General features: G+C 63.5%; 20 protein-coding genes and 1 tRNA gene. 16 read left to right on the top strand and 5 right to left on the bottom strand.

The window, feature by feature from the left end:
- Positions 1-87 precede the first annotated feature (87 nt).
- From R2N03_RS09435 to R2N03_RS09455, 5 genes are all read left to right on the top strand, one after another.
- Positions 88-1086 (top strand): quinone oxidoreductase family protein, encoded by a 999-nt coding sequence (locus R2N03_RS09435; RefSeq protein WP_428984376.1) that lies wholly within the window; start codon positions 88-90, stop codon positions 1084-1086.
- Between the two features lie 95 nt (positions 1087-1181).
- Positions 1182-1499 carry a YciI family protein gene (locus R2N03_RS09440; protein WP_316657333.1) on the top strand — a complete coding sequence of 106 codons (318 nt, stop codon included), beginning with the start codon at positions 1182-1184 and terminating at the stop codon, positions 1497-1499.
- Between the two features lie 52 nt (positions 1500-1551).
- Entirely contained in the window at positions 1552-2946 is a 1395-nt protein-coding gene (locus tag R2N03_RS09445) for a ClcB-like voltage-gated chloride channel protein (protein ID WP_012429963.1), read from the top strand.
- Between the two features lie 269 nt (positions 2947-3215).
- The gene (locus tag R2N03_RS09450; RefSeq protein WP_316657334.1) at positions 3216-5444 is read left to right on the top strand and encodes a TonB-dependent receptor; all 2229 of its coding nucleotides are present in this window, start codon (positions 3216-3218) and stop codon (positions 5442-5444) included.
- Between the two features lie 48 nt (positions 5445-5492).
- Entirely contained in the window at positions 5493-6179 is a 687-nt protein-coding gene (locus R2N03_RS09455; protein WP_316657335.1) for a Fe2+-dependent dioxygenase, read from the top strand.
- Between the two features lie 60 nt (positions 6180-6239).
- Here the strand turns inward: R2N03_RS09455 and R2N03_RS09460 are convergent, their stop codons facing one another.
- From R2N03_RS09460 to R2N03_RS09470, 3 genes are all read right to left on the bottom strand, one after another.
- The gene (locus R2N03_RS09460) at positions 6240-6386 is read right to left on the bottom strand and encodes a hypothetical protein (RefSeq protein ID WP_232038798.1); all 147 of its coding nucleotides are present in this window, start codon (positions 6384-6386) and stop codon (positions 6240-6242) included.
- Between the two features lie 124 nt (positions 6387-6510).
- Positions 6511-9039, bottom strand: coding sequence for a PEP/pyruvate-binding domain-containing protein (locus R2N03_RS09465; protein WP_316657336.1), 2529 nt, complete (start codon positions 9037-9039; stop codon positions 6511-6513).
- Entirely contained in the window at positions 9039-9668 is a 630-nt protein-coding gene (locus tag R2N03_RS09470; protein WP_316657337.1) for a TetR/AcrR family transcriptional regulator, read from the bottom strand. Before R2N03_RS09470 ends, R2N03_RS09465 begins: the two co-directional genes overlap by 1 nt.
- Before the next feature lie 119 nt (positions 9669-9787).
- Here R2N03_RS09470 and pip point away from each other — a divergent pair, with 119 nt between their 5' ends.
- The 7 genes from pip (at position 9788) to R2N03_RS09505 (ending at position 20124) form a co-directional block, all read left to right on the top strand.
- Positions 9788-10741, top strand: a complete 954-nt coding sequence (pip, locus tag R2N03_RS09475) for a prolyl aminopeptidase (RefSeq protein WP_012429969.1) — start codon at positions 9788-9790, stop codon at positions 10739-10741.
- A gap of 54 nt (positions 10742-10795) precedes the next feature.
- On the top strand, positions 10796-13222 hold the full coding sequence (locus tag R2N03_RS09480) for an ATP-binding protein (protein ID WP_316657338.1): 2427 nt from the start codon (positions 10796-10798) through the stop codon (positions 13220-13222).
- Positions 13223-13663: 441 nt separating this feature from the next.
- On the top strand, positions 13664-14251 hold the full coding sequence (locus R2N03_RS09485) for a fimbrial protein (protein WP_316657339.1): 588 nt from the start codon (positions 13664-13666) through the stop codon (positions 14249-14251).
- Positions 14252-14335: 84 nt separating this feature from the next.
- Positions 14336-15079, top strand: coding sequence for a fimbrial biogenesis chaperone (locus tag R2N03_RS09490; RefSeq protein ID WP_012429972.1), 744 nt, complete (start codon positions 14336-14338; stop codon positions 15077-15079).
- Positions 15080-15204: 125 nt separating this feature from the next.
- The gene (locus tag R2N03_RS09495) at positions 15205-17790 is read left to right on the top strand and encodes a fimbria/pilus outer membrane usher protein (RefSeq protein ID WP_041668698.1); all 2586 of its coding nucleotides are present in this window, start codon (positions 15205-15207) and stop codon (positions 17788-17790) included.
- 476 nt (positions 17791-18266) lie between these two features.
- A complete protein-coding gene (locus R2N03_RS09500; RefSeq protein WP_316657340.1) occupies positions 18267-18827 on the top strand; it encodes a type 1 fimbrial protein in 561 nt (186 codons plus the stop codon).
- Between the two features lie 526 nt (positions 18828-19353).
- The gene (locus R2N03_RS09505; protein ID WP_316657341.1) at positions 19354-20124 is read left to right on the top strand and encodes a fimbrial protein; all 771 of its coding nucleotides are present in this window, start codon (positions 19354-19356) and stop codon (positions 20122-20124) included.
- A 225-nt stretch (positions 20125-20349) separates the two neighbouring features.
- On the opposite strand, the gene R2N03_RS09510 is transcribed toward R2N03_RS09505, so the two are convergent.
- A tRNA-Leu gene (locus R2N03_RS09510) sits at positions 20350-20434 on the bottom strand.
- A gap of 178 nt (positions 20435-20612) precedes the next feature.
- Here R2N03_RS09510 and blaOXA point away from each other — a divergent pair.
- Positions 20613-21440, top strand: coding sequence for an OXA-22 family class D beta-lactamase (blaOXA, locus tag R2N03_RS09515; RefSeq protein WP_012429975.1), 828 nt, complete (start codon positions 20613-20615; stop codon positions 21438-21440).
- A 9-nt stretch (positions 21441-21449) separates the two neighbouring features.
- On the opposite strand, the gene R2N03_RS09520 is transcribed toward blaOXA, so the two are convergent.
- Positions 21450-22175, bottom strand: a complete 726-nt coding sequence (locus tag R2N03_RS09520) for an ArsR/SmtB family transcription factor (RefSeq protein ID WP_012429976.1) — start codon at positions 22173-22175, stop codon at positions 21450-21452.
- A gap of 121 nt (positions 22176-22296) precedes the next feature.
- Here R2N03_RS09520 and R2N03_RS09525 point away from each other — a divergent pair, with 121 nt between their 5' ends.
- The 3 genes from R2N03_RS09525 to mctP all read left to right on the top strand — a co-directional run bounded on the left by R2N03_RS09525 (position 22297) and on the right by mctP (position 26177).
- The gene (locus R2N03_RS09525; protein ID WP_428984377.1) at positions 22297-23673 is read left to right on the top strand and encodes an MFS transporter; all 1377 of its coding nucleotides are present in this window, start codon (positions 22297-22299) and stop codon (positions 23671-23673) included.
- Between the two features lie 816 nt (positions 23674-24489).
- Positions 24490-24669 (top strand): DUF3311 domain-containing protein, encoded by a 180-nt coding sequence (locus tag R2N03_RS09530; RefSeq protein ID WP_012429978.1) that lies wholly within the window; start codon positions 24490-24492, stop codon positions 24667-24669.
- Positions 24669-26177 (top strand): monocarboxylate uptake permease MctP, encoded by a 1509-nt coding sequence (gene mctP, locus R2N03_RS09535; protein WP_012429979.1) that lies wholly within the window; start codon positions 24669-24671, stop codon positions 26175-26177. The genes R2N03_RS09530 and mctP overlap by 1 nt, the downstream gene beginning before the upstream one ends.
- Positions 26178-26346 lie beyond the last annotated feature (169 nt).

Consider the following 26346-nt stretch of genomic DNA (forward strand, 5'->3'; position numbering starts at 1 on the left):
GAATACGCTTGTTGCACAACGTGATGCAAGCAGTCATTGGCATCACGAACACCCAAAAGCGTACCTATTTCTGCGAGGACTTTTGCCATGCATGCCAGGTTGATCCAACTCGGTGAACCCGGTCCAGCACTGGGGTTACAGCCAGCGGACCAGATGCTTCCGCCGCCCGGCGCGAATGTGCTGACGGTGCGGCACACCGCCGTGGGCGTGAACTTTGTCGACGTGTATCACCGCACCGGCCTCTATCCCGTGCCGGCATTTCCGGCGGTGCTCGGTGTCGAGGGCGTCGGCGTGGTGGAAGCCGTGGGCACCGACGTACGTGGCTTTGTCGTAGGCCAGCGCGTGGCGTGGGCCGGACTAATGGATGGTGCTCCCGGCGGCTACGCCAGCCATCGCAACATTCCCGCCAACCGCGCAATTGCCTTGCCCGATGCGCTGGACGACGAAACCGTTGCCGCCACGCTGCTGCGTGGCATCACCGCACACATGTTGCTGACGCGCGTTCGGCAGGTTGGCGTGGGTGACACGGTGCTGGTGCACGCAGCAGCAGGAGGCCTGGGCGTGCTCCTCGTGCAATGGGCAAAGCGCCTGGGCGCACGCGTGATCGGCACGGTCGGTAGCGAAGCCAAGGCAGCGACAGCGCTTGGCCACGGAGCAGACCACGTCGTGCTGCACCGCCAGCAGGATGTGCGCGAGGCTGTGCTGCAACTGACGGCAGGTGAGGGCGTCGATTATGTCATCGACGGGGTCGGCGGGCCGATGCTGCAGACGTCCCTTGCTGTGACGCGGCCGTTCGGCATGGTCGCAAGCATCGGTCAGGCTGGCGACGTGAGCAACGTGCAGACGAGCGCCGTCGATCTTGCCGCGCTTGGGCCGTCGCGTTCGATTGCACTGGCACGGCCGGGCGTGTTCCGCTACATGACGGAGCTGTCGCGCTACCGGGTGGGTGCGCAGGCAGCGCTGCAGCGCATGCTGGAGGGCGTGCGTGTGCCGGTGGGCGGCACCTACGCGCTGGCTGACGCGGCCGCCGCGCACGCGGCGCTCGAGGACGGGCGCACGTCGGGCGCGTTGCTGCTGCGTCCTTGAGCGTACCCGTTTCTGCGGCGTGCCAGCCACGCGGCTGGTGCCGAGCGCAACGTGTATTTCACCGCTTTGCCCACAACTCTCAGGGAGGCTGTTCCATGCTGTACTTGATTCTTTTCACCTATCGCGCACCGCTGTCCGAGATGGAGCGTGTGTTGCCCGCGCACCGCGCGCACCTCGACGCGCACTACGCGAGCGGCCATTTCCTGATGTCGGGGCCGTTCTTCCCGCGCGAGGGCGGCGGCATTCTTGCGCGAGCCGGATCACGCGATGAGATCGATGCCATCGTCATGCGCGATCCCTTTGTCCTCGAGAACCTGGTGGAGGTGCGCCTCATCGCCTGGGGCCCGAACAGGCGCAGCGCCGACGTGCCACAGGCGTGGTTGCCCGACGCCACGGTCGCCATGCCGACGTAAAACCTGCGCCGCGTGCCAGCTATCATGACGGTCTGCCGTTCACGGGACCGTCATGACCGATACGCCGCCTCCATCCCCCCCTCCATTGCCACGCCCGGCGTGGTGGCAGCGTGTGGCCGCGCGATTGCCATTCGGGCGCGTGCACCTGGTGTTCGTATTCGCGGGCCTGATCGGCTGCGCGGGGGCGTTCTCGACGATTCTCTTCCGCGAGTGCCTGCGGCAATTGCAGTGGTGGATTTCCGGCACCGACCAGGGCCTGGTGGCTACGGCGCGAGCGCTGCCCTGGTGGGCGCGGCTGCTGGTGCCGACCGTGGGTGGCATCCTCGCAGGGCTGACGCTTCAGTTCGGTCTGAAGTGGATTCCGCGCAAGGGTTCGGAAGACTACATGGAGGCCATTGCCGTGGGCGACGGCGTGCTGAGCGCTCGGCAGAGCCTGGTGCGCAGTGCGTCGTCGCTGTGCTCGGTGGCCAGCGGTGCGTCCATCGGGCGCGAGGGGCCGATGGTGCAGCTTTCGGCGATGTGCGGTTCGCTGTTGGGCCGGGCGTTACGGCGCGTGATGCCGGTTTCGGTCGAGCAGCTGCGGCTGCTGGTCGCGTGTGGGGCGGCAGCGGGTATCACCTCGGCTTACAACGCGCCCATCGCGGGCGCCGTGTTTGTCTGCGAGATCGTTTTCGGTGTCATCACCACGGCAACGCTCGGGCCGCTGCTGGTAGCAGCCGTCACCGCCGATATCGTGCTGCGCCAGTTCTTCGGCTATGGCGCGGTCTACGAGATGCCGCATTTCGATTTCGTCTCTGGCTGGGAAGTGCTGACGTATCTGGGGCTGGGGCTGGCGGCCGGGATGGCTGGCCCCTTGCTGCTGGGCTTGATCGATCGCGCGCGCGATGCGTTCTCCCGGACGAAGCTGCCGCTGACGTTGCGGCTGGCCGTAGGCGGGCTGATTGTCGGCGTGCTGTCGACACGGGTACCAGAGGTCTGGGGCAATGGATACAGCGTGGTCAACGGTTTCCTGCACGAGCCGTGGCTGTGGCAGACAGTGGCGCTCGTGCTGATCTGCAAGGTGGCGGCCACAGCGGCCAGCGCCGGCTCGGGCGCAGTCGGTGGCGTGTTCACGCCCACGCTGTTTTGCGGCGCGGCGCTGGGGCTGCTCTACGGCACCGGCATGCACGCCTTGCTGCCCGGCGCGGCGCCGGTGCCGATCAGTTACGCGGTGGTGGGCATGGGCGCGCTGCTGGCCGCCACCACGCACGCGCCGCTCATGTCGATCCTGATGATTTTCGAGATGACGCTGTCATATCAAGTGGTACTGCCGCTGATGCTCGCCTGCATTACCGGCTACGTCACGGCGCATGCGACAGGCGCACCGTCGGTGTACGCACGTGCACTGGCGCGCAATCGTGACGACGCGCAGCATCTGCCATCGGCTTCGGAAGCTACGCAGAAATAGGTACGTTCGGACGCTTTGCCGCCCGGTCCCAGTTGTACCGCCGCCCTTACTTTGCCCCGCTAAAGTGATTTTCTGATTTCTTTTGCGGGAGCACTCCATCAATTTTTAGGGGATTTAGCAACCACTTGTTGCTATTGAGAATCGTTGTCATTTATATTTGCGTCCGCAAATCGTAGTGCGCGCTCGTGCACGGCGGCACGGGGCGCAGCAGGGCGTTCCGCAGCGGCTGGCATCCCAAAAGAGGCGCGCCGCTGGAGGAACCACGTCACATGAACCGCCGCACGCCCGTCGCCAGCGCACTGCTGGCCCTGTTCGCCACGCCCCCTGTCGCGCTCGCCCAACAAGCACCTTCGAGCCCGATCGCTGCCACCACCACGTTGCCAGAAGCCGTCGTGCGGGCGACTGCCCCGCGCGACGACTACAACGCCGCCAAAAGCTCCATCTCGAAGCTGCCCGAGAACCTGCGCGATGTGCCGCAATCGGTGACGGTCGTGCCCAAGGCGCTGACCGATGCGCAAGGCGGCAGCTCGCTGGCCGATGCGCTACGCAACGTGCCGGGCATCACCATCGGTGCGGCCGAAGGCGGGCAGATCGGCAACAACATCAACCTGAACGGGTTCTCGGCGCGTACCGATATCTACCTTGATGGCTTCCGGGATCGCGGCCAGTACTACCGCGACCTGTTCGCCCTCGATTCGGTGGAAGTGCTGATGGGCCCGTCGTCGATGCTGTTTGGCCGCGGTTCAACGGGCGGCGTCATCAACCAGGTGACGAAGAAGCCGAAGCTGAAGGCGGCCACGGAAATCACCGGTTCGGTCACGACCAACGGCCTCGTGCGCGCCACTGCGGACGTCAACACGCCGACGTCCGATACCTCCGCCTTCCGCATCGCCGCGATGGCGCAGAACGGCAAGACGAGCACGCGCGACGAGATGACCGCGCAGGATTTCGGCATCGCGCCGTCGTGGCGTTTCGGCATCGGCACGCCAACCGAGGTGACGCTGTCCGCGCTGCTGCAGCACAACCGCGACATGCCCGACTACGGCGTGCCGAACCTCAACGGCCACCCGGTCAACGTCAGCCCCAAGACGTATTACGGCTACACCGATGACCGCACTACACAGGACGTGGCGTCGTTCTCGGCCAATATCGATCACAAGTTCTCGCCCAACCTGCGGCTGCGCAATCAGACGCAGTTCAATTACGTACAGACCGATGCGCGCGAGACGGCGCCCAACGCGGTGGGTACGGTCAATTCGTCGGGCGTGTTCACGGCGCTGACCAACAGCAATCTGCCGATCTCGGCGCTGTCGGTGCGTCTGCAAAGCCATGACCGCCGCATCCGTGACTATTCGCTGTTCAACCAGACCGAGCTGACAGCCAAGTTCGATACGGGTTCGGTCAAGCACACGCTGCTGGTCGGCACCGAGTTCGGCCACGACGGTTACGACAACCAAAACTATTACCGCAACGGCTCGTGCAACGGCACGCCGCTGGCGCAGTCGAGCATGACAAGCGGCTTCGTCTCGTGCGAGCCACTGGTCAGCCCGAGCTACACCACGTCGCCGGCCAGCACGCCGTCGAGCCTGGGTAACCTGCAGGGCGGCTCGGCCAACACGGTAGCGGCGTACTTCAACGATTCGATCGAATTCACCAAGCAATGGAAGGCCGTCGCCGGCCTGCGCTATGACCGCTACGTGGCGAGCATTTCGAACTCGCTGAATTCAGCGAACACGCCGGCGTCGGCCAAGATCACCGCGCTGCCGTATGCGCAGCAGAGCGTGAACTTTGTCAGCACGCGCCTGGGCGGCATCTGGCAGCCGACGGACTGGCAGTCGTACTACGTGTCGTACGGCACGTCGTTCAACCCGTCATTGGAACAACTCGTGGGCACCACGGGCCAGCAGGGGTTGGACCCGGAGAAGAACAAGTCGTATGAAGCCGGTGGCAAGTGGGATCTGCTCAACGGCGACCTGTCGGTCAGCTCGGCGCTGTTCCAGATCACCAAGGACAACGCCCGCACACAGATCGACAGCACGACCTACACGTCGGCCGGCAAGATCCGCGTGCGCGGTGCGCGCCTGGGTGCCACGGGCCATGTCACCGACAAGCTGCAGATCTTCGCGGGCTATACGTACCTGGATGCGCAGATCGTCAATGGCATCGCCGCGGGCACGCAGGGCATGACGCCGGCCAACACGCCCAAGCATTCGGCCACAGTATGGACGAGCTACGCCTTTGTGCCGAACTGGGAAGTGGGTGCGGGCGCGTTCTACATGTCCCAGCGGTATGCCAACAACACCAACACCGTGCAGACGGGCGGCTTCGTGCGTTGGGACGCAATGCTGGCCTACCATCAGCCGAAATACGACGTGCGGCTGAACCTGTTCAACGTGTTCAACAAGACGTATTACGATGCGCTGATTCCTTCCGATGGCGGTCGCGCCGTGCCGGGCACCGGCCGTGCGGCGATGCTCTCGGTGGTGTATCGGATGTAATGGCTGGGGGATGGGCCCTCGGCTGCATCCCCGTTTCCTTCCAGCGCCATGCTTGTCTGCATTCCCAACGTCTTCACCGCCGCGCAGGTCGCTGCGCTGCGCGATCTGCTCGATAGCGCGGGCGATGCCTGGGTCGATGGCCGCGTGTCGGCCGGATATTCGGGGGCGCCGGTCAAGGTCAACCAGCAGATTGATGAGGGCGCAGAAGTGGCCCTGCAGTGCCAGCAGCTCATCCTGAGCGTGCTGGAGCGGCACCCGCGCTTCATCAGCGCGGCGTTGCCGAACGTGGTGTACCCGCCGATGTTCAACCGCTACGGCGAGGGCATGACCTTCGGCGCGCATGTCGATGGCAGCGTGCGCATCCATCCGCACAACGGTACAAAGCTGCGCACCGACATCTCGGCCACGCTGTTTCTGTCAGACCCCGCCAGCTACGACGGCGGCGAACTGCAGATTGAAGACACGTACGGCATGCACAGCGTCAAGCTCAATGCCGGCGACTTGGTCATCTACCCGGCAACGAGCCTGCATCAGGTGACGCCCATCACGCGCGGGGTGCGCGTAGCGAGCTTCTTCTGGATCCAGAGCCTGATTCGCGACGACGCGCAGCGCGCCATGCTGTTCGACCTGGACAACGCCATCCAGACGCTCAACCAGACCGACGCGGATGCCACCGCGCGCCGCACGCTCATCGGCGTGTATCACAACCTGATGCGGCAGTGGAGCGAGACCTGATCTGAGCGCCCAGCGTCACACCCGTGGCGGTGCGACGCACTGTGAGCCGTGCGATTCGGCTCAGTGGCCCGAACGGCGATACAGCTCGGCCATCATGCCGCAGCTTTCCACGTGCAGCGCAACGGCGCGGCTGGCTTCACGGCGCACGATTTGCCAGAAACGGGCGAGGCGCGAGGCGGGGGCGGCTTGGAGAGCGACGGTGTTCATGGCGATTCCTTCTGAGGACTGATTTAGGGATAACCCCTATTAGGGAATACCCGAATATTAGTCTGAATATTGCAACGCAGCAAATCGCATTTGCCAGTGTCGCCTCATCACCACATGTGCGTGGCTAGGCCGCTACTCTGCTGATCGTGCCGGCATTGCCGTCCACCCGGATCGTTTCGCCGTCTTTCAACTGTGCCCGGATGCCGGGGACGTTGACCACCGCCGGGATGCCGAACTCGCGCGCAACGATTGCCCCGTGCGACAGGTACCCACCGGTTTCCATGACCAGGGCACCGGCCTTCAGAAACAGCGGCGTCCATGCCGGATCGGTGCTCGGCGCGACGAGGATATCGCCAGCTTGCAGCGCAGTGCCGGCTGCGGCGTGGTCGACAAGACGGGTGCGCCCCTGCGCGGCACCTGCACCAACAGCAGTGCCGGTCCAAACGTCTGCGCCCGTGGCGACGGGTAGAGCAGGGGCGATTGGCGCCTCGTCGTGCTCAGAGACGATGTCTGCTTCCGACTCTGTGGCCCAGCGCGACAGCAACTGCCGGCGGTCGCGTGCGCGCTGTGCGACGAAGCGCGGGGCGAGCGTGCCTTGAGCGGCGCGCAGACATTCGTCCAGCGTCAGGTTGAAGATGTCTTCCGGTTGATCCAGCGCGCCCGCCGGGCACAGTTTTTCTGCCAGCCTCAGCAGGCCGATGCGCAAGGCCTCCAGGTACGCCACCAAAGCGCTGCGTGCCGCCTCCCGCTGATTGCTGTCGCGCACCGCGCCTTTGAGCATGGCCCGCACAACCGGCCGCATCCAGAATGGCACGCGCTGCCACGCGCGGGACGCCGCCACTTGCTGGCGTTGCCGCACGGTCTGCGCATGACTGCCCACGAGCCCGGCGATAAGGTCGAGCAGATAGTCTGGCTGTTCACGCCAGCGGGCGTGGCGGAAGTAGCTTTCTTCGATGGCGCGATGACCGTAGCGCTCCAGAAAGGCCCCAAATTGCTGGCGGAATGGGCTATGCGCCGGAAGCTGCTGTGCCCATAGCGTGCCGGTGCGCGTGTCGGCCCGTAGCCACGCGAGCGCTTCAGTGTCCGCTGCTGCGGTTTGTGCCAGCGCCATCAGGTCATAACTCTGCTGGGCAGTAACACTTGGCTCGGCGCCGGCCATGAGCGCTGCGGTCAGCGCGTGGCCCTCGCCGGGGCACTGCTTGTCAATGAAGTCGACCAGGCCAGAGACCGCGCCGCCCGCCGAACCCTGCAGGAAGAAGAGACTGTCCGCGCGCCGCGCCGTCATGAACCGCGCGTGCAGGCACCCGGCCAGTTCCACGGCGTTGTCGGGCCACTCACCGTCGCGCCATTGCGCGGCCTCCTGGCGGGCGCGGTTCAGATCGCGCTGCGCCTGACGGCGTGCGGAACCGGCGCTCAGCAGATAGCGCGCGAGCCGGGCAGCGCGCGCCGCCCGCTGCGGCCACGTGATACGCGGCACAGAAATCTCCGGCTGGCTTCCGCCCAACATGCGGTTGATGGCCGCCGGAGCAATGCCGAACGCGTCAAACGCTTCCCATTGCATCAGCGAAACGTTGAGATACAGGCGGCCCCGGAAAAGTGCGGTGCGATCCAACCCCGGCATCAGCGGGTACCCCGCTAGTGCATAAGCCAACGTGAGCATGCGGTTGGCAGCGTGGCCGTAGAGCGTCCAATCAATGGGCGACAGCGGAGCGGGAAACACCTCGCGCGTGTTGCCGCGCGTCCAGAACGTCGGCTGGTCTTGCAGCGCGGCGTAGACGTGGCGGCCTCGTGTAGTGATGGGACGTGCCTGCACGATCCAGAAGCGTTGGCCGTCCCAGACCCATTCGATGTCGTATCGAGGTTGCGCGAAGTCGAGCGCGCTTGCCGTGTCGTGGGCCAAGGTGGCGAGGGCGATGAGCTGCGCGTCGTCCAGCACGGCACGGCGGACGTCTTGCGCAGCGGTGTCGCACAACGATGTGCCGCCCTCGGCCAGGGTGCGCGTCATGCGGGTCTTCTGGCCGATCCGGCGTTCGATCACGTGCAGGCTGTCGCTTTCGGCTGAGACTTCGATCCGGAACGTGTCTCCATCGGCCTGTCCGCCCACCAGCGCTTCACCCAGACCCCAGTGCGCGTTGATGACGATGTGGTCGTCGCGGCCGCTCAGCGGGTCGCTTGTAAAGGCGATGCCTGCCGCCACGGTGGGCAGCAGGGGCATGATCACCACGGCCATTTCCCGGTCGGCAGCGTCGATGCCGAAGCGCTCGCGGTATGCCAGGGCGTGGGGCGCGTGCGCCGAATCCCATACCGCCTGCACGGCTTGTGCCAGCGCGTGCGTGCCAATGACGTTCAGGCGGGTCTCGTGAATGCCTGCAAAGGAATGCTGCGAAGCATCCTCCTGTGGGGCGGAAGACCGCACCGCCAGCGGCGTGTCGTGCCAGCCACGGTCGGCAAGCGCCTGTGTGAGTACGTCGAGCACCGCGGGCGGCACGGCATCGCCATACGCACGGCCATGGCTGGCCTGGGCGGCCAGCACGAAGCCTTCGGGCACCGGCACGCCCAGCGTTGCCATGCGGCCCAGTTGCCAGCCCTTGCCGCCCGCAACGGCGGCGCCGTCAGCGGCCGCGTCGGTCCAGTCGAGCACCAGCGTGTGCATTACGCCTCCGTGCGGCCGATGCCGCGCAGGAACAGGTCAATGATCACGGAGAAGCCCTCGTGCAAGTCCGTGTCTGGGCGGGCCAGCCAGCGCATCAGTGCTCCAAGATAGAGATACTCGAAGAGCCCGGCGAGATGCTCGGCGTCGAGCTGTGTGTCGAGTTCACCTGATCGCTGCCCGGCGTCGATCAACATCGCGAAGACCGCTTCCAGTCCGCTGCGCTTGTCGGCGTCGCGGTTGCGTGAGGCCAGGTCGGCGCTGGCGAAGCGATAGCGGAAATACGCGGCCAGGTACGGGCGACGTGCCTGGCACCAGTCGGCGGAGGCGGAAAGCAGCACCGCCATGCGCGATGCGAAATCCGGCTGTGCCTCGATCTGCGCACGCAATTGCATGCCGCCCGCGGCCAGCTCGGCGTGGAACTGGTGCGCCAGCAGCGCTTCCTTGACCGGAAAGTGGTTGTACAACGTGCCCTTTGAAACATCGGCCTGCGCGGCGATCTGCTCCATCGTCACCGCGTCGTAGCCGTGCGCTTCGAACAGGGCGAAGGCCGTGGCCGCGAGGTGATCCAGCGTTTGTGAGCGCTTGCGCTCGCGGCGACCGGTTTCGATGGGCATCGGACTGGAAGGCATGACGGATCCGTTAAGATTTGACGATGTTGAATTTTATACGTCGTTCAAAAATATATGCAAGATCGATGGGCTAGGTAGAATCAGGCCAACCAACCCGCAACGTCTCGACAGGAGCGACCATGTCTGAATTGCGCACGCTGTATCCGCCCATCGAGCCGTACGAAACCGGCATGCTCGACGTTGGCGATGGCCACACGATTTATTACGAGCGCGTCGGCACCCCCGGTGCCAAGCCCGCAGTGTTCCTGCACGGTGGGCCGGGTGGCGGCATCTCGCCCGACCATCGCCGTGTGTTTGACCCCGCGCGCTACGACGTGATGCTGTTCGACCAGCGCGGCTGTGGTCGGTCCACGCCGTACGCGGGGCTCGAAGCCAACACCACGTGGCACCTCGTGGCCGACATCGAACGCCTGCGGGCGATGGTGGGTGCCGAGCGGTGGCTCGTATTCGGCGGTTCATGGGGTTCGACGCTGGCGCTCGCTTACGCACAAAAGTCTCCCGAGCGTGTGAGCGAACTGGTGCTGCGCGGTGTCTACACCGTGACGCAGGCCGAACTGCGGTGGTACTACCAATACGGCGTGTCGGAGATGTTCCCCGAGAAATGGGCACGCTTTCAGGCGCCCATTCCCGAGGCCGAACGTGGCGACATGATCGCAGCCTATCGCAAGGTCCTCACGGGCGAGGACCGCGCCAGGCAGATCGAAGCGGCACGCGCCTGGAGCGTATGGGAGGGCGAGACCATCACCCTGTTGCCCGATCCCGGCAACAGCGCCAAGCACGCCGACGACCATTTCGCCTTGGCCTTTGCGCGGCTGGAGAACCACTACTTCACCCACCAATGCTGGCTGGAAGAAGGCCAACTGCTGCGCGAGGCGCAGCGGCTGGCGGGCATCCCGGGCGTGATCGTGCACGGCCGCTACGACATGCCGTGCCCTGTGCGCTATGCCTATGCGCTGCACCAGGCGTGGCCGGACGCCGACTTTTACCTGATCGAAGGCGCCGGCCATGCGTGGACGGAGCCCGGCATCCTCGATCAGCTTGTTGCCGCAACCGACCGTTTTGCGGACAGGTAGGCGTATGCCGGAATCCGCAGTCGGCCTGGAATCCGTCCTGCCGATGGAGGGTATGTGAAGGGAATCGTTGCGGCATACGCGCTAGTCGCGAGTGTGTTGCTGTGTCTGATGCCGGGGGCCGGCCAGGCGGCGTCCGCCTCGGCATTCACGGCGGAGGAGCGCGCATGGATCGCCGCGCACCCGGTCGTGCGCACCTGCGTCGACGCACACTGGCGCCCGTTCGAATTTGTCGAAGACGGCAAGATCGTCGGTATCGTGCCGTCGTTTCTCGATGCGGTCTCGGACATCAGCGGATTGCAGTTTGAATACGTCGACGGCGCGTGCTGGCACGGATCGGTCGAGGCGCTGAAGTCCGGGAGGATCGACATGTCCCCCGACTGGAGCAGCGATGAGGACATGGCGCGCTATCGCCAAGGCTTCATTGCCAGCACCCCCTACTTTGTCGGCACCATTTCGATCGTCACCGCTGAACGCGAAAACCTGTTCGGCGGTTCTCAGCAATTGGCGGGCAAGCGGGTTGCGATCAAAGGGGGCGGGGGCCTCGAACTTGCCATGCGTCATAACGGCGTGCCGGTGACGTTGTTGACGTTCCAGGATGAATCCGACGCGCTGGAGGCCGTCGCCGCGGGCAAGGCCGACGCTGCCCTCGGCACTGACGCGTCGATCCTTCCGCAGTTGCAGCGGCAGTTCAAGGGCCGGCTTTTTCTCTCGGGAAGCATCTGGGATTCACCCTATGCGCTGACGATGGTGACGCGAAAGGACAACCCCGTGCTGGCGTCGATTCTCGATAAATCGCTGACCGCCATTTCCGCGTCGGACGCCGATGCAATCCGGCACCGCTGGCTGGAAACGACCGACTATGGCGCCCCGTCGCTGGCATCGATCCTGCATTACCGCTGGCGCCAGGTCGTTGCCATGAGTGCCGTGCTGCTGGCCTTCGCAGTGCTGGCCTACGTGCTATGGCGTGCACGCGTTGCCGCGGTGCGCAGCGAGCGGGACAAGGCGATGTTCGTCGCGTTCATCAGCCACGAGATCCGCACGCCCATGCATACGATCCTCTCGTCGCTGGAACTGCTGCAACGTTCGCAGCTGAACGGGCAGCAGGCAAGCCGCGCGGTTGCGGCGATTTCGGCATCCGAAACGCTGCTGGCGCTGCTCGACGATGTCCTTGAGTACTCGCGCCTGGAATCGCGCAGCGTAAAGCTCGCGCCCCAGCCCACGGCGATTGGGCCATGGGCACAGCAGAGCATCGACATGGTGCGCTGGCGCTCGGACGAAAAGAAGCTGGCGCTGTCGCTCGATCTCGCATGCGCGCCCGACCTCTTCATCGACATCGACTCGATGCGCGTGCGGCAGATTGTGCTGAACCTGCTTGTCAATGCGATCAAGTTCACCGCGTCCGGTTCGGTTGTGCTGCGGGTCGATTACCTGCCGGCCAAGCGTCGCGGCGGCGGCACGCTTGTGCTCGAAGTGCGCGATACCGGCATCGGCATTCCTCCGGAACGTCAGCGCAAGGTCTTCGAGCCCTACGAGCGTGTGGAGGGCCTGGGCCACCGCGGCGCAAGCGGCAGCGGGCTGGGTTTGTCCATTTGCCGTGAGCTGGTCAACCTGATGAGAGGCGTGATCACGGTCAGCAGCAACCCCGAGATCGGCACCGTCTTCACCGTCATGCTACCGGTGCGCGAACCGCAAGCCGACGCACGCCCCGAAGGCGTTGCGGCGGCACCGTGGCCGCAGGCACGTGCCCGCGCAACGAAGCAACCGTCGCCGCTGCCCATTGAAGGACCGCTCATCCTCGTGGTCGACGATCACGAAGCGGTGCAACACGCCATCCAGCATCAACTTGACGCACTGGGCTGCCGGACGGCCATCGCCGGCACGGGCGAAGCCGCGCTCGAACAGTTCCGGCCAAGCGCATTTGACATGGTGCTGCTCGACTGCGATCTGCCGGGGATCGACGGATACACGGTTGCGCAGCGCATGCGCGACATGGAGCAGCATCAAGGCCAGCGCGCGCCCATCATCGCCATCTCGGCATCGACGGACGACACGCATCGGGTGCGATGTTTCGACAGTGGCATGGATGGCGTGCTCGCCAAGCCACTGCGCCTCGCCGCCTTGCGCGAGATGATCGATCTCTGGTGCGCCCATGGCAACGCGGTGCCTAGCGCCACCCCGTCCAGTGAAGCGGTGGCCTCTGCAGCGCTGATCGCGATCTACCAGGAGAGCATGACGGCGGATCTCAAGAGCCTCGCGCACGGGGTGATGACGCGGGACATCGCACAGGCGCGCCATGCAGCCCACCGGATTGCCGGCGCCGCTGCCGTGGTCGACCGGCTGCGCACGCGTGACCTGGCTGCCGAACTCGAGCGCCGCCTGTCGGCGCCGTCTGGCGAGGTCACGCCGGATGTCCACGCACTGCTCGCCGAGCTGCAATCCGCGCACGCGGCCGATATGCTCGACCACAGCAGACAGCCCTGAGTCTCCCGCGCCTGAGCCAGGGTTGGCGTGTACCGCGGCCGCCGACCGAAATTCTGCGCTGAGGCTGCCGCGTGGCACTTCTTGTGACCGCACGATGGCGAATTCCATTCAGCGTCCGCGCACGCGGAGAACCGCTGGCCACGACGCCACGCGCACGCTGTTTTTCCTGCTGATCCAGCTTCGGCCTCGTGCCGCTTGCGCGCCACATCTCACATCCCACGTTCTGCATGGCCTTCCGGCCGGCGCTTCTCCGGCGGAAGCAGTCCGGCGCCTCGGCCCTCTGGGGCAATCAGCGTCAGCATTTTTGAGCCATTTTTCAGAGTAGTCCGATATGCCCGCTGAGTGGCGCTTGGAATACTTGCGCCTGCCTCTTTCGATAGGCATTTGTTCTCGACCAAATCCCGCACGCTTGTGCCGTGGATTCAATCTAAGGGTAAGTCAATGAAAGCAAAACTGTTCCTGGCTGGCGTCGCCATGTCTACGCTGTCGGCCGCCGCAATGGCCCAAACGACGCCTACGTCGGTGGATGGCGTCATCAATTTCCAAGGCACGATCCTGAGCGACACCTGCAAGGTCTCCTCGCTGACCGGCGACGCAGGCACGATCAACGTCGACATGGGCACCATTGCTGCCGATGACATCGGTACGCTGACCGCACCGAAGAACCTCGCCAACGGCGCTGGCTCGGCCAACATTGACGTGGTCTGCAAGACCGGCGCCAAGGTCAGCATGAAGTTCGCCGGCAAGACGGCTGAGCTGAGCGCAGACAAGAAGACGCTGCGCGTGAACAACGGCAACACCGCCGCAGGCTTCGCACAAGGCGTGAGCATTGCCGTGTACGAAGGTACGGGCGCTGGCGCTAACGCGTTCGACCTCAGCGCCGGCAACCTGCTGGCACAAACCACGGTGCCGTCGACCGGTGGCGCAGTCAACGTGCGCTTTGCCGCAGCCTATGTGGCCGCAGACCCGACCAAGATCAAGCCGGGTATCGCCAACGCCAGCCTGCCGTTCACGCTCACCTACGAGTAAGCCAGGCGCCAGCCGATTCGGCTGGTTTCAATCGGCAGCGGTACTTCCCCGCTGCCGTCTGTTTCTTCACAGGCTATTCCGGATATGAAAGCAAAACGATGCGCCGCTGGCGCGGCGTTGGCGTGCGCGTTGGCTGCGTCCGCGAGTCACGCCAGCATTTCCCTCAGCACCACCCGGTTGATCTTCGACGGCAAGAACAAGGAAACGTCCGTGGTCGTCAACAACGATGGTGCTGATGCACTGATCCAAGCGTGGCTCGACCCGCTTGACGAAGGCGCCAACAGCCAACTGCCGTTTGCCATTACCCCGCCGCTGGCCAAGGTGGCAGCAAAGCAGCAGCAACTGCTGCGTGTGTTGTACGAAGGCGTAGGCATGCCGACCGACCGCGAGTCGGCCTTCTGGCTGAATGTACAAGAGGTTCCGCAGACCGCCCATAACGACAACGTGTTGCAGCTGGCGGTCCGCCAGCGCATCAAGGTGTTCTATCGACCGGCCGGTCTGAACGCAGACCCACAGAAGGCCCCGGCGAGCCTGCAATGGCAACTGAACCAGGATGGTGGCAAGGCGATGCTGCGTCTGAGCAACCCGAGCCTCTACCACGTGACCGTGGTGGACGCAAAGGTGCACGGCGGCAGCGCAGAAGAGTCAGTCATCGATGCCAAGATGGTCGCGCCAAATTCCACGGTGACGCTGCCCGTGAAGCTGCCGACCAACGCCGCCGCACCCGAGCTGCGCTACGACGTCATCAATGACTACGGTGGCCGACAAAGCTACCGCGTCACCCTGCACGGCAGCCAGCCGAGCACGCCGGTTTCCACCGGCAATTGATCGAGCCGGCCGCGGGCCGGTTCGATTGCACCAGCCCGCCTGGGCTGGCTTAGCCCGCGCCAATCGTAGCGGAGCTTGCCTATGTGACAGCCCCCCGATTCACCAAGCTAGAAGCGAGCATTGCGATGTCTACCTGCCAGACGACCCAAGCGTTCTCCAGAAAGACCAATGGAAAAGCGGTTGCTGCGCGTCCGAGCGCAACGCCGCTGTATCTGGCCGTATGTCTGGCAATGATGAACACCGCGCGCGCTGCCGAGGGGGAGACGCTCGTCGCGCAGGTGGATCCGACGCTGCTTGCGTACAACACGAGTTTCCTGCAAGGTCAAGGGCGTCCGGCTGATCTGAGCGCTGTGCTCAGTTCTGGCAGCAGCGTGCCGCCAGGTACGTATCGGGTCGAGGTGCAGGTCAACGGTAATCTGGTCGGCCGCCGCGACATCGACTTCTATCAGGACAGCGACAAAGCCAAGCTGCGCCCGTGCCTGACGGCCAAGATGCTGCAGGACTTTGGCGTCAGCCTGAGCTCCATTACGCCGCCGCTGGACATCAACAGCCACGCCTGCCTGGATTTGCCGCACGTGCTGGACCAGGCTTCCGCCGATTTCGATGCGGGCCGGCTGCAGCTCAACCTCAGCATTCCGCAGGCGTTCCTGTCCCGTGCTGCGCGCGGGTATGTCGACCCTGCGTTGTGGGACGAGGGTGTCACCGCCGGCTACGTCAACTACCAGTTCAGCGGCAACTACGGCCACAGCGGCACCGGCAACGACAGCAGCAGCTACTTCATCGGCTTGCAGAACGGCGTGAATATTGGTCGTTGGCGGTTGCGAAACGAGTCCACGGTCAGCGGCAGCAACAGCGGCCAGACCCGCTTCAAGAGCAACCGCACGCTCGTGCAGCGCGACGTCGATGCCATCAAGGGCCAGCTGACCCTTGGCGAACAGTATTCCGACGCCACGCTGTTCGACAGCGTGCGCTTTCGCGGTGTGCAAATCGGCTCCGACGACGCGATGCTGCCCGACAGCGAGCGCGGCTACGCTCCAGTCGTGCGTGGCCAGGCGGCCACCAACGCAGTGGTTGAGGTGCGCCAGAGCGGTTATGTGCTCTATCGGGCCAACGTGCCGCCAGGTCCGTTCCAGCTGACTGACATTTTCCCCTCCGGCTCCAACGGCGATCTCGAGATCACCGTGATCGAAGCCGACGGCACCCGGCGCGTCACGCATCAGGCGTTCTCCAGCCTGCCGCTGATGCTGCGCAAGGGCCGCCTGAAGTACAACTTTGCGGCGGGCAAGTACGACGGCGACCAAGGTCCGTCGCCCAATCTGCTCAGCGGCTCGCTCGTCTACGGTCTGACCGACAACAGCACGGTAGCTGGCGGCCTGCAGGTCTCGAAGGATTTCCAGGCGGTGAACGTGGGCGTTGGTACCAACACGCCCATCGGCGCGCTCTCCGTTGACCTGACCCAATCCAGCAGCCGTGTGCGCGGCGAGCGGGATACCGGGCAGAGTGTGCGGATCCTGTACGCCAAGACGTTTACGAGCACCAACACCAACTTCACGCTTGCTGCCTATCGCTATTCGACGTCGGGTTATCGCACCTTCAACGACCACGTCAACGACCTGAGCAACAACGCAGGCAACGCGTGGTTCAACGCCACGGGCTTCCAGGCGGGTCGTAGCCGCTCACGCATTGACCTGACGACCAGCCAGGACCTCGGTGGCATAGAGCGCCAATACGGCAGTGTCTACCTGAACGTCAGCCAGCAGACTTTCTGGAACCAGCCGGGCTCGAGCCGCAGCATCAGTCTCGGCTACGGCAACAACTGGAAGCAGCTGAGTTACAACCTCAGTCTGAGCCAGACGAACGACACGCGCTTCAGCGGGAGCGGCAACAGCACGCAAGTCATGCTGACAATGTCGATTCCGCTTGGCAGCAAGCTGCACTCGCCGCGCGCCTATACCAACATCAGCAATACCAACAACGGCGGCACCACTGTCCAGAGCGGGCTGAGCGGCTTCGTCAACGACAACACGTCGTATGCCATGCAGGCCGGTTACACCGGCAGTGGACGCGGCGCTACCGGCGGGGCAAGCCTCACGCGCGATACCGATATGGGCCAGCTCAACGCCAACGTGAACGTTGCGCGCGACTATCAATCGGCCAGCGTGGGCGCCACGGGCTCGGTGGTAGTCCATCGTGGGGGCGTTAACCTGGGCCGCACCGTCGGCGATACCTTCGCCTTGATGAAGGTGGAAGGAATCAAGGGCGTGGACATGAAGACCGATGCTGGCGTCTCGGTCGGCCGCAACGGCTATGCGGTGATCACCTATGCGCAGCCCTATCGACTGAATGCGCTGAGCCCCGACACCCACAACCTTGGCGCGGACGTAGAACTGGAAGACACCGTCAAGCAGGTGGTGCCGCGCCGCGGCGCAATCGTCCAGGCGACTTTCAAGGGCTACAGCGGACAGCGCGCCCAGTTTGCGTTCCAGCAGCCCGATGGCAAGCCGGTGCCATTCGGCGCCAGCGTGGAAGAAGCGCCAACGGGCAGACACCTCGGCATTACGGATCCGAACGGCAACGCGTTCGTGCTGCTCCGGCAGGAGCAGGGCACCTTGACGGTGAAGTGGAAAGACAACCAGTGTCAGGCGCCGTATGCGTTGGGTCAGGCTGAACCCGGACGGAACTACCGGAAGCAGACGCTGCGCTGTCGTTGAGTGCTGGCAGGCGCAACGTCCTCACCGCTGAGCTCGCTTTCATCCGCCGCTGCCCGGGCTCGACAAGACGCGCAACACCAGAACGCGTTGCGCTTCTTGCCGAATCCGCGCAGCGGCGAAGTACCAGTGTCCCGCGCAATCCACATCTGCACGGCAGGTCCGTCAGTCAATCAGAAGAGGTAGAGCCGGGAAGAGGCATTGATCAAGACAATCGTTCTTTGCGCTACACCTAACCGCGTATCGGGCAGCCTGGGTGTATTGGTAATCGTCTCCTTGACGCTCTGGTCTCTCGCACCAGTCCACGCCGCAAACTGCACCTTTTGTCGAAGGTAATGGCAATAAGACGATGACGTTTATGGTGTCCTCCACCCTACCTTTCCACGTGATGTCGCCGTTGGTTCCGTCATTTGGACACCGGAAGGGCTAGCTCTCCCAGAAGGGCACAGGCGGATGTGTAGCAGCAGCTTTCAAATGGAATGGTCAACGCAACGGGAGTTACGTCCACTGCGGACAGGAACAGCGTTCTTCCTGTAGGGAAGAGCGGTCTGGCTTGGTCTGTCGGGTGTAGCGATATCGCTTATGGCCAGACGATGCTTGCCGGTATCTATTCTTTCGGCACCGCCAAGATCAATCTCAAGATCGTGAAGGTTGGCGCGATCGAGCCGGGCGCAACTGTTCCGCAGAGTATCCTCGGTTATATGATCGCAGCGAATGAAATTGACCACTTTACAATCAAAGCGGGCAACGAAACCTCTGTGACCACGCGCAGCTGTAAGACACCTGATGTGACAGTCAACCTGGGCGACCAGAACGATGTGGGGCCCTTCAAGGGCGTCGGCACGTTGCTGTCTCTGGTCAGTTCTTCGATTGATTTGCAAGCATGTCCCGAAAACATCAACAAGGTGTCGTATCAACTGAATCTCAATACGGGCATTGTCGATGCAGCGGGCTCGATGGCGGCTCAACCGCCAAGGAAGTGGGGCTTGCAGTTGCGCGATAACGTGAGCAGCCCGGTAGCTCTAAAGACGACCCTCTGATTTGCTGAGTACGACAAGCTGGGCGGCAACTTCAACCTTCCACTGAAAGCGGCGTACGACCAGACTGCCGGTCAAATCGTGCCCGGTAGAGCCAATACCTCTGTCACGTTTGTGATGAGCTATGAATAGTCCTGCAGATCTCGTTTCAGGACGAGAGCCCGAAGACTCAGAATCTGCGGATTGATTTGGTATCCTCGTGATGTCAAAGTCTATTTGAAATAGATATTCATATTACTACTTGCTAATATGCGAGCAATATCGTGAGAGTAAATGAACATTGTCTATTAGTTAAATGGAATTGAAGGGGCGGGATATGCGTGTGGCGCGGGTTATTCGACTCTTATTTGTTCGCGCAGTTGTTTGGCTACCAGTGGGATTGGTGATCTGTTTTGCTACGCACGCGCACGCGGTCACGTGCAGCTTTAAACCGGGTAATTCCGGGAAGACGATGCAGTTCACAATACCTTACAGCCTGACAGTCCCGCGGGACGCGCCAGTTGGTACGGTTGTATGGGAGTCGGCACCCATGAATGTGCCGACTGGCCACAGTTGGAAGTGTTCGACAAGCTTCAAGGCCGGCACGATCAATTGGGTGGGGGGTGCCGCTAGCGCAGATCAGAAAACTGATGAACCGATTGGAACGACCGGATTGGCATGGAGTGTCAACATAGCGGATATGACGCAGGCCACAACCACATGGGAGATCGATGGTGCATCAACGACATATTGGTCTGTCACTGGTCCGCTCGTGCTTCGTATCAAGAAGATCGGCCAAGTCGGGGCGGATGCTAGTGTTCCGTGCTGCGTACTTGGCTATCACACCGTAGAGAATCAAATCACTCCACTCACGTACAAAACGAGTAATACATCGACAGTCGCCACGCGCAGCTGCAAGACGCCCAGCGTCACAGTCAAGATGGGCGACCAGAACGAGGTGAGGGGCTTCCAGGGTGTCGGCACATCACTGTCTCCCGTCAGGTTTTCCATTGCCTTGAAAGAATGCCCTGAAGGTCTCAACAAGGTGTCGTACCAACTGAACCCCAACTCGGCCATTGTGGATGCATCGCGTTCGGTTGTCGCGCTCGATGCCGGCTCGACCGCCAAGGGCGTGGGCGTGCAGTTGCTCAACAGCGCGGGCAATCCGGTAGCTTTAAAGACCAAGCTCCAATTTGCGCAATACGACAAGCAGGGCGGTAACTTCAACATTCCGTTGCAGGCGGCTTATTACCAGACTGCCAATCAAATCGTGCCCGGTACAGCCAATACTTCTGTCGCGTTTGTGATGGGCTACAACTAGCGCCGCTGCCATCGGTCAAGACGGCAGCGTTGCGCTGGTGCGCTGGGGAATGTGTAACGGCGTGGGCATCGCAGTTGGACTGTGGTCTGGGTTTTCGCCCGGCTTCCTGCTCTACAGAATGGATGGGGGACGCGTAAAAATCTGATTGTTGCAGGCAACAAAAAACCCGCAAGGCGCAATGCCTCGCGGGTTTTTTTAGTCCACGAACTGTCTCGGACTGTGTTCTGGTGCCCAAGAGAGGACTCGAACCTCCACGGAGTTACCCGCTAGTACCTGAAACTAGTGCGTCTACCAATTCCGCCACCTGGGCTAGGTGAGCGACGCATTTTACCGACCGCCCAAAAATTTGCAAGCCCTTGTTGTTGGATCGGCAATTCACTCCCGCGCCGGAGCGTTACAGCCGTTACGCCCGTGGCCGTCAGCAAAACGGTCACCGCGCTGCTACGCTGCCGCGCAGTTCACCGCAGTCCATTCAACGAGGTTGATCGATGATGAAACTCCGCCACGCCGCCACCGGCGCCCTGCTCGCTGCGCTTGCCACCTTTGCCCACGCCGAGCACCCGATCTGCACGATCGTGGCTGATGCCGCTACGGGCACGGTCGTCCTGCACGAAGGCAAGTGCGATGAGCGGGTGACGCCCGCTTCGACCTTCAAGCTGGCGCTGGCTGTCATGGGGTTTGATCACGGCTTCCTCAAGGACGAGCACACCCCCGTCGAGCACTTCAGGCGCGGTGACCCCGACTGGGGTGGCGAAGCCTGGCACCAGCCCATCGACCCGGCGCTGTGGCTTCAATATTCGGTGGTCTGGTATTCGCAGCGCATTACGCATGCGATGGGCGCGCAGACGTTCCAGGCCTACGTGCGTAAGCTCGGCTACGGCAACATGGACGTGAGCGGCGACCCGGGCAAGCACAACGGCATGGACCGCTCGTGGATCACCTCGTCGCTGAAGATCTCGCCGCAAGAGCAGGTCGACTTCATGCGCAGGATCGTCAACCGGCAGCTGCCGGTGTCCGCGCACACCTACGAGATGGTCGACCGTACCGTGCAGACCTGGCAGGTGCCGGGCGGCTGGGCCGTGCAGGGCAAGACGGGCACCGCCGGCCCGGCGCCAGGCAATACGTCACCTGATGGCACGTGGGACCAGGCGCACGCTTACGGCTGGTTTGTCGGCTGGGCCAAGAAGGGTGATAAGACGTATGTATTCGCCAACCTCATCCAGGACGACAAGGTGGAGCCGACCTCGGGCGGCATCCGCTCGCGCGATGCGCTGCTTGCCCGCCTGCCGGAAGTGCTGGCCTTTGCGGGGCATTGATCGAGGGCGCTATGCATGACGATGTCCGGCGTCGCTGCGCACCGTTGCTTCATCCACGCCCAGGCGCTGATGCAGTTCTTGCCAGCCCTTGGGCGTGACCAGCACCGCGCGTGAGTTGCGTGCCCGCAGCATCCAACCCGCATCGCACAGACGACGCAGGAAATGCACGCCCAACGGCCCCGCCAGGTGGTGCGCGCGCTCGGTCCAGTCCAGGCATTGCCGCGCCAGGCCGCGTCGCGTCGGGCGGATGTCCTGCACATTGAGCCCCACGTCGCCAAACCACGCGATGCCCGCGGGCGTGATCTCGTATTGCTTGTCTGGCATCGGCAGCAGATAGCCGTGTGATTGCAGCGCCTGTGTGACGGCTACGCCTACCTGCCCCGCAAGGTGGTCATAGCAGCAGCGGCAGAAGCCCAGTTCGCGCGCTGTCGGGCTGGGCGTGGTCCGGCGTACCACGGCCGAGGGCGTGATCGCGGCCAGATGTTCCAGCGCTTGCGCCACATGCTCGCCCGCTAACCGGAAGTACTTGTGGCGCCCCTCGGTTTCCACCACCACCAAGCCACCGTCGAGCAACTTGGCCAGGTGCGTGCTGGCCGTCTGCGCGGTGATACCAGCCGCATGGGCAAGCTCGCCCGCAGGCAACGCGTGCCCGTCAAGCAGGGCGGTGAGCATGGCGGCACGCGCGGGGTCGGCAAGCAGGAACGCCGTGCCGGAAAAGCTGTTCGGATGCGACATGTCGGACTCCTTGTCATGTGGCCATTCTAGGGAGCCTCTTGCCGCGATGCTTCGACACGCATCGAAGCGTTGCCCGGGGCGCGGGCACTACGCTGGGGTCATCGCTTTCAGGGCCCCCGATATGGATGCCGTCACGATGCAACCCACGCACGCCGATACCGTACCCCGCAAGTGGCTGGTGCTGTGTGTGCTCTCCATGGCGGTGCTGGTCGCGCAGATCGACACAGCCGTGGTGAACTTGGCCGTACGGCCGATCGGACAGTTCTTCCATGCGGATGTCGGTCCGCTGCAATGGGTGATCGATGCCTACAACCTTGCCTACGCTGCACTGCTGCTCAGCGGCGGCCTGCTGGCCGATCTGTATGGGCGCCGACGCGCGTTCGTGACAGGCGCGGCGGTGTTCTCGGTGGCGTCGGTGCTGTGTGCCCTGGCCGCTTCCATCGGCTGGCTGATCGGTGCGCGCGCCATGGCAGGCGTGGGGGCGTCATTGCTGCTGCCCGCATCGCTGGCGATCTTGCGCGTGGTGTGGCGCGACCCTGCCGAACGCGCGCACGCGCTGGGCGTCTGGGCGGCATGCAACGGCCTGGCCATGGCGATCGGACCAACGGCCGGCGGCTTGTTGGTGACGCACTTCGGTTGGCGCGCCGTGTTCTGGGTGGTTGTGCCCGTGAGCGTGGCCATCATGGTGCTGGCCGTGCGCGTGGTGCCCGAATCGGCAGACGCCGCGCACCGGCGCTTCGATGCCCTGGCACAGGTGCTGGGTGCGATTGCTCTGGGCGGCTTCGCGTTTGCCGCGATCGAGGCCTACCACGCGCCTACCGTGGGAGGTGGTGTGTTCGTACTTGCGCTGGCAGCGTTGGCGTGGTTTGTCCGCGTGGAAGCGCGCCACGGCAGCGCCGCGCTGGTGCCGCTCGATCTGTTTTCCGTGCGCGAGTTTCGCGGCGCCATCACTGCCACGGCCGGGATGACCTTCGGCATGTACGGCGCGCTTTTTCTGCTGCCGCTCATGTGGCAGAGCACGGGGCGCTTTACCGTGGTGGGCGCTGGTATCGCGCTGATGCCGATGGCGCTGGTCTTCATGGCGGTGTCGCCGACTTCCGGCACGGTGGCGCGCCGGGTCGGCACGCGAATGGCCACGGCTGGCGGCGTGGGCATCATTGCGCTGGGGCTGCTGGTGCTGGCCGGATTTGGCGGCGCAGTGTCGATCGTGCCGTTGGCCATCGGGCTCGCCCTGACAGGGCTCGGCATGGGCTTCGCCACCGGCCCGCTGATGGGGGCCGCCGTGGGCGCGGTCGGGCCGGAGCGTTCGGGCACGGCGTCTGCACTCGTGAACGTGGCGCGCATGAGCGGAGCCACGTTGGGCGTCGCCATGCTGGGCGCGGTGTATGCCGCGTGCGGCAGTGGCGCCGCTGGGCTGCGTGTGGCCATGCTGTGCGGGGGCCTCGTCCAACTGGCTTGCGCGGCCGTGGCCTGGCGGCATGGTGAACAACCCGGCTGAACGACCGCATGCTGGTATGGCGGTCGACCCAAAAAAATACCCGGCGAGGGGATGCCGGGCTAAGTGGGATGGAAATCGCTGGATGAGAGAACGATATCGAGCCTTTTCATATTGATTGAAAACAATCTTAAAAGGCGACGCGGTCGCGGGCCATTCTTCTGGATAAACGCACGCTTGAATCGCATCTTTGAATGACGGGTTGTCACCAACCATGGTGCCGTCTGCAGGCGATGGGCGAACGATTTCCGAGTTATGAAAATCGCTGCGAACAATAAAACATGCCGAGGCGAATGATCTCCCTGCGTCCCGCTGCATGATCGTGATCCATGCGATCGGATGCTTAAAAGATGCGAATCTGGATTCGATTCGCCCACGACCGGACGAGGTTTTCATCGCGGCTACGCCGGGAAAATGCCCTTGGTCGTGTCAGGGATGTTTGTTGCGACGCGGCATCCGCCTCGGGCGCCATGCCGGCAGTCCGCTGCGCCCGATGGAACGCGGCCCCAGGCACTCCGTGGCTTCCGCCCGTGCATCCAGAAGCCAATCCGAGCTGCTGGAATTCGTGAAAACCCTAGGAAACCCGCGCCAACCTTAGCGATTGGTTATTTCACGCGAAAAGCCTACGCTTACTACGTAGTACTACGTGTTGTGGCTGCGTACAGGTGCGGATGGTCTTCTGTGGATGGCGCGATCAGAGTGCGCGCACAACGACAAGACGGAGAACCATTTCCAGGAATTTCCGCCTGCCATGCCTTGCGTGGCCCCTCACCGGTTCAAAACAACATCCGAAGTCCCTCGAATATCAGGAGACAACCCATGAAGTTCTTACTCGCACTGCCATTCATCGGCCTGCTGTGGGTGCCGTTCTACAACCAGGAATTGCCGTCGCTATTTGGCTTTCCGTTCTTCTACTGGTACCAGTTCCTGTGGGTGCCGATCACGTCGCTGCTGATCTGGATCGTCTTCAAGAACGGCCAGAGCCAAGGAGAAGAATGATGGACGGACAGATCAACTGGACTGCGCTTGCCGTATTCGTCTTTTTCTTTGCGCTGGTGACGGTGATGGGTTTCATCGCCTCGCGCTGGCAACGTGGGCAATCTGACAAGGGCGCCCACATCGAGGAATGGGGCCTGGGCGGCCGCAACTTCGGTACCTGGATCACGTGGTTCCTGGTGGGCGGCGATTTCTACACCGCCTACACCGTGATCGCCGTGCCGGCACTCGTGTATGCGGTGGGCGCGTATGGCTTCTTTGCGCTGCCGTACACGATCCTGGTGTACCCGATCGTGTTCCTGATCATGCCCAAGCTGTGGAAAGTGGCCCATGCCAAGGGACACGTGACGGCAGCCGATGCGGTGTATGGCCGCTATGGCTCGCGTCCGCTGGAGTTTGCGGTGGCGCTCACGGGTGTGGTGGCGACGATGCCCTACATCGCCCTGCAGCTCATCGGCATGGAAGTCGTGATCAAGGCGCTGGGCCTGACGGGCGAACTGCCGCTGGCGGCAGCCTTCGTGATCCTGGCGCTGTACACGTACTCCGCCGGCTTGCGTGCACCGGCCCTCATCGCCTTCGTCAAGGACATCATGATCTACATCGTGGTGCTGGTGGCGGTGGTGCTGGTACCGGCCAAGCTCGGCGGCTACGGTGCCGTGTTTGCCCACGCGCATGATGCGTTTGCCGTGAAGGGCGGCGCCACGGGCCTGACGCTCAAGCCCGCGCAGTTCCTGCCGTTCGCCACGCTGGCCATCGGCTCCGCACTGGCGGCGTTCATGTATCCGCACACGCTCACCGGCATCTTTGCGGCGCGCAGTGCAGATACGATCCGCAAGAATGCGGTGTTCCTGCCGGCCTACACCGTGCTGCTGGGCCTGATCGCGCTGCTGGGTTTCATGGCCTACGCCGCTGGCGTCAAGGTCACCAACAACAACGACGTGGTACCTGCGCTGTTCAACGCGCTGTTCCCGAGCTGGTTCACGGGCTTCGCGTTCTCGGCCATCGCCATCGGTGCGCTGGTGCCGGCGGCAGTCATGTCGATTGGTGCGGCCAACCTCTTCACGCGTAATTTCTGGAAGCCTTACGTGGCCCCGGACCTGTCGCACGCGGGTGAAGAAAAGGTGGCCAAGGTGATCTCGCTGATCGTCAAGGCGGGCGCGCTGGTGTTCATCCTGTTCCTGCCGACCAAGTTCGCGCTGGATCTGCAGCTGCTCGGTGGCGTGTGGATCGTGCAGACCTTCCCGTCGGTGGTGTTCGGGCTGTTCAAGCTCTCCAACCGCTTCCGCGCGCCGGCGCTGCTGGCAGGCTGGGCGGCCGGCATGATCGGCGGCAGCTGGCTGGCATTCACCGACGGCATCAAGCCCGTGCACACCTTTGTGATTGGCGGCGACAAGTACACCATCTACACGGGTCTGGCCGCACTGGCCTTCAACATTGTCGTGGCGGTGGTGGTGCAGCTGATTTTCGGCAAGCGCGGCGAAGAAGCGCCCGCGCTGCGTCAGGCAGGTTGATTGACGCGTCTTTTAGTCAGGGGAAGGGCCGGTGCCGGAAGGTGCCCGCCCTTTCCCGTTGCACCCCTCGACGAGAACCCCGCAATGCGGGGTTTTTTTTCGCGCCCGCCAGTCGCAAGTGCCGCGTACCGTGCGCGGACGGGAGTAGAGTGAGGCTGCGGCGCCAGAG

The sequence above is a fragment of the Ralstonia condita genome (assembly GCF_958405655.1).
Taxonomy (GTDB): domain Bacteria; phylum Pseudomonadota; class Gammaproteobacteria; order Burkholderiales; family Burkholderiaceae; genus Ralstonia; species Ralstonia condita.

What these genes read in the sequence shown, in the direction of transcription:
- mctP (WP_012429979.1), top strand. Translation starts at nt 24,669, where the DNA reads ATGGACGGACAGATCAACTGGACTGCGCTTGCCGTATTCGTCTTTTTC.
- pip (WP_012429969.1), top strand. Translation starts at nt 9,788, where the DNA reads ATGTCTGAATTGCGCACGCTGTATCCGCCCATCGAGCCGTACGAAACC.
- R2N03_RS09435 (WP_428984376.1), top strand. Translation starts at nt 88, where the DNA reads ATGCATGCCAGGTTGATCCAACTCGGTGAACCCGGTCCAGCACTGGGG.
- R2N03_RS09500 (WP_316657340.1), top strand. Translation starts at nt 18,267, where the DNA reads ATGGTCAACGCAACGGGAGTTACGTCCACTGCGGACAGGAACAGCGTT.
- R2N03_RS09465 (WP_316657336.1), bottom strand. Translation starts at nt 9,039, where the DNA reads ATGCACACGCTGGTGCTCGACTGGACCGACGCGGCCGCTGACGGCGCC.
- R2N03_RS09440 (WP_316657333.1), top strand. Translation starts at nt 1,182, where the DNA reads ATGCTGTACTTGATTCTTTTCACCTATCGCGCACCGCTGTCCGAGATG.
- R2N03_RS09490 (WP_012429972.1), top strand. Translation starts at nt 14,336, where the DNA reads ATGAAAGCAAAACGATGCGCCGCTGGCGCGGCGTTGGCGTGCGCGTTG.
- R2N03_RS09445 (WP_012429963.1), top strand. Translation starts at nt 1,552, where the DNA reads ATGACCGATACGCCGCCTCCATCCCCCCCTCCATTGCCACGCCCGGCG.
- R2N03_RS09530 (WP_012429978.1), top strand. Translation starts at nt 24,490, where the DNA reads ATGAAGTTCTTACTCGCACTGCCATTCATCGGCCTGCTGTGGGTGCCG.
- R2N03_RS09460 (WP_232038798.1), bottom strand. Translation starts at nt 6,386, where the DNA reads ATGAACACCGTCGCTCTCCAAGCCGCCCCCGCCTCGCGCCTCGCCCGT.
- R2N03_RS09485 (WP_316657339.1), top strand. Translation starts at nt 13,664, where the DNA reads ATGAAAGCAAAACTGTTCCTGGCTGGCGTCGCCATGTCTACGCTGTCG.
- R2N03_RS09470 (WP_316657337.1), bottom strand. Translation starts at nt 9,668, where the DNA reads ATGCCTTCCAGTCCGATGCCCATCGAAACCGGTCGCCGCGAGCGCAAG.
- R2N03_RS09520 (WP_012429976.1), bottom strand. Translation starts at nt 22,175, where the DNA reads ATGTCGCATCCGAACAGCTTTTCCGGCACGGCGTTCCTGCTTGCCGAC.
- R2N03_RS09450 (WP_316657334.1), top strand. Translation starts at nt 3,216, where the DNA reads ATGAACCGCCGCACGCCCGTCGCCAGCGCACTGCTGGCCCTGTTCGCC.
- R2N03_RS09505 (WP_316657341.1), top strand. Translation starts at nt 19,354, where the DNA reads ATGAATGTGCCGACTGGCCACAGTTGGAAGTGTTCGACAAGCTTCAAG.
- R2N03_RS09495 (WP_041668698.1), top strand. Translation starts at nt 15,205, where the DNA reads ATGTCTACCTGCCAGACGACCCAAGCGTTCTCCAGAAAGACCAATGGA.
- blaOXA (WP_012429975.1), top strand. Translation starts at nt 20,613, where the DNA reads ATGATGAAACTCCGCCACGCCGCCACCGGCGCCCTGCTCGCTGCGCTT.
- R2N03_RS09525 (WP_428984377.1), top strand. Translation starts at nt 22,297, where the DNA reads ATGGATGCCGTCACGATGCAACCCACGCACGCCGATACCGTACCCCGC.
- R2N03_RS09455 (WP_316657335.1), top strand. Translation starts at nt 5,493, where the DNA reads ATGCTTGTCTGCATTCCCAACGTCTTCACCGCCGCGCAGGTCGCTGCG.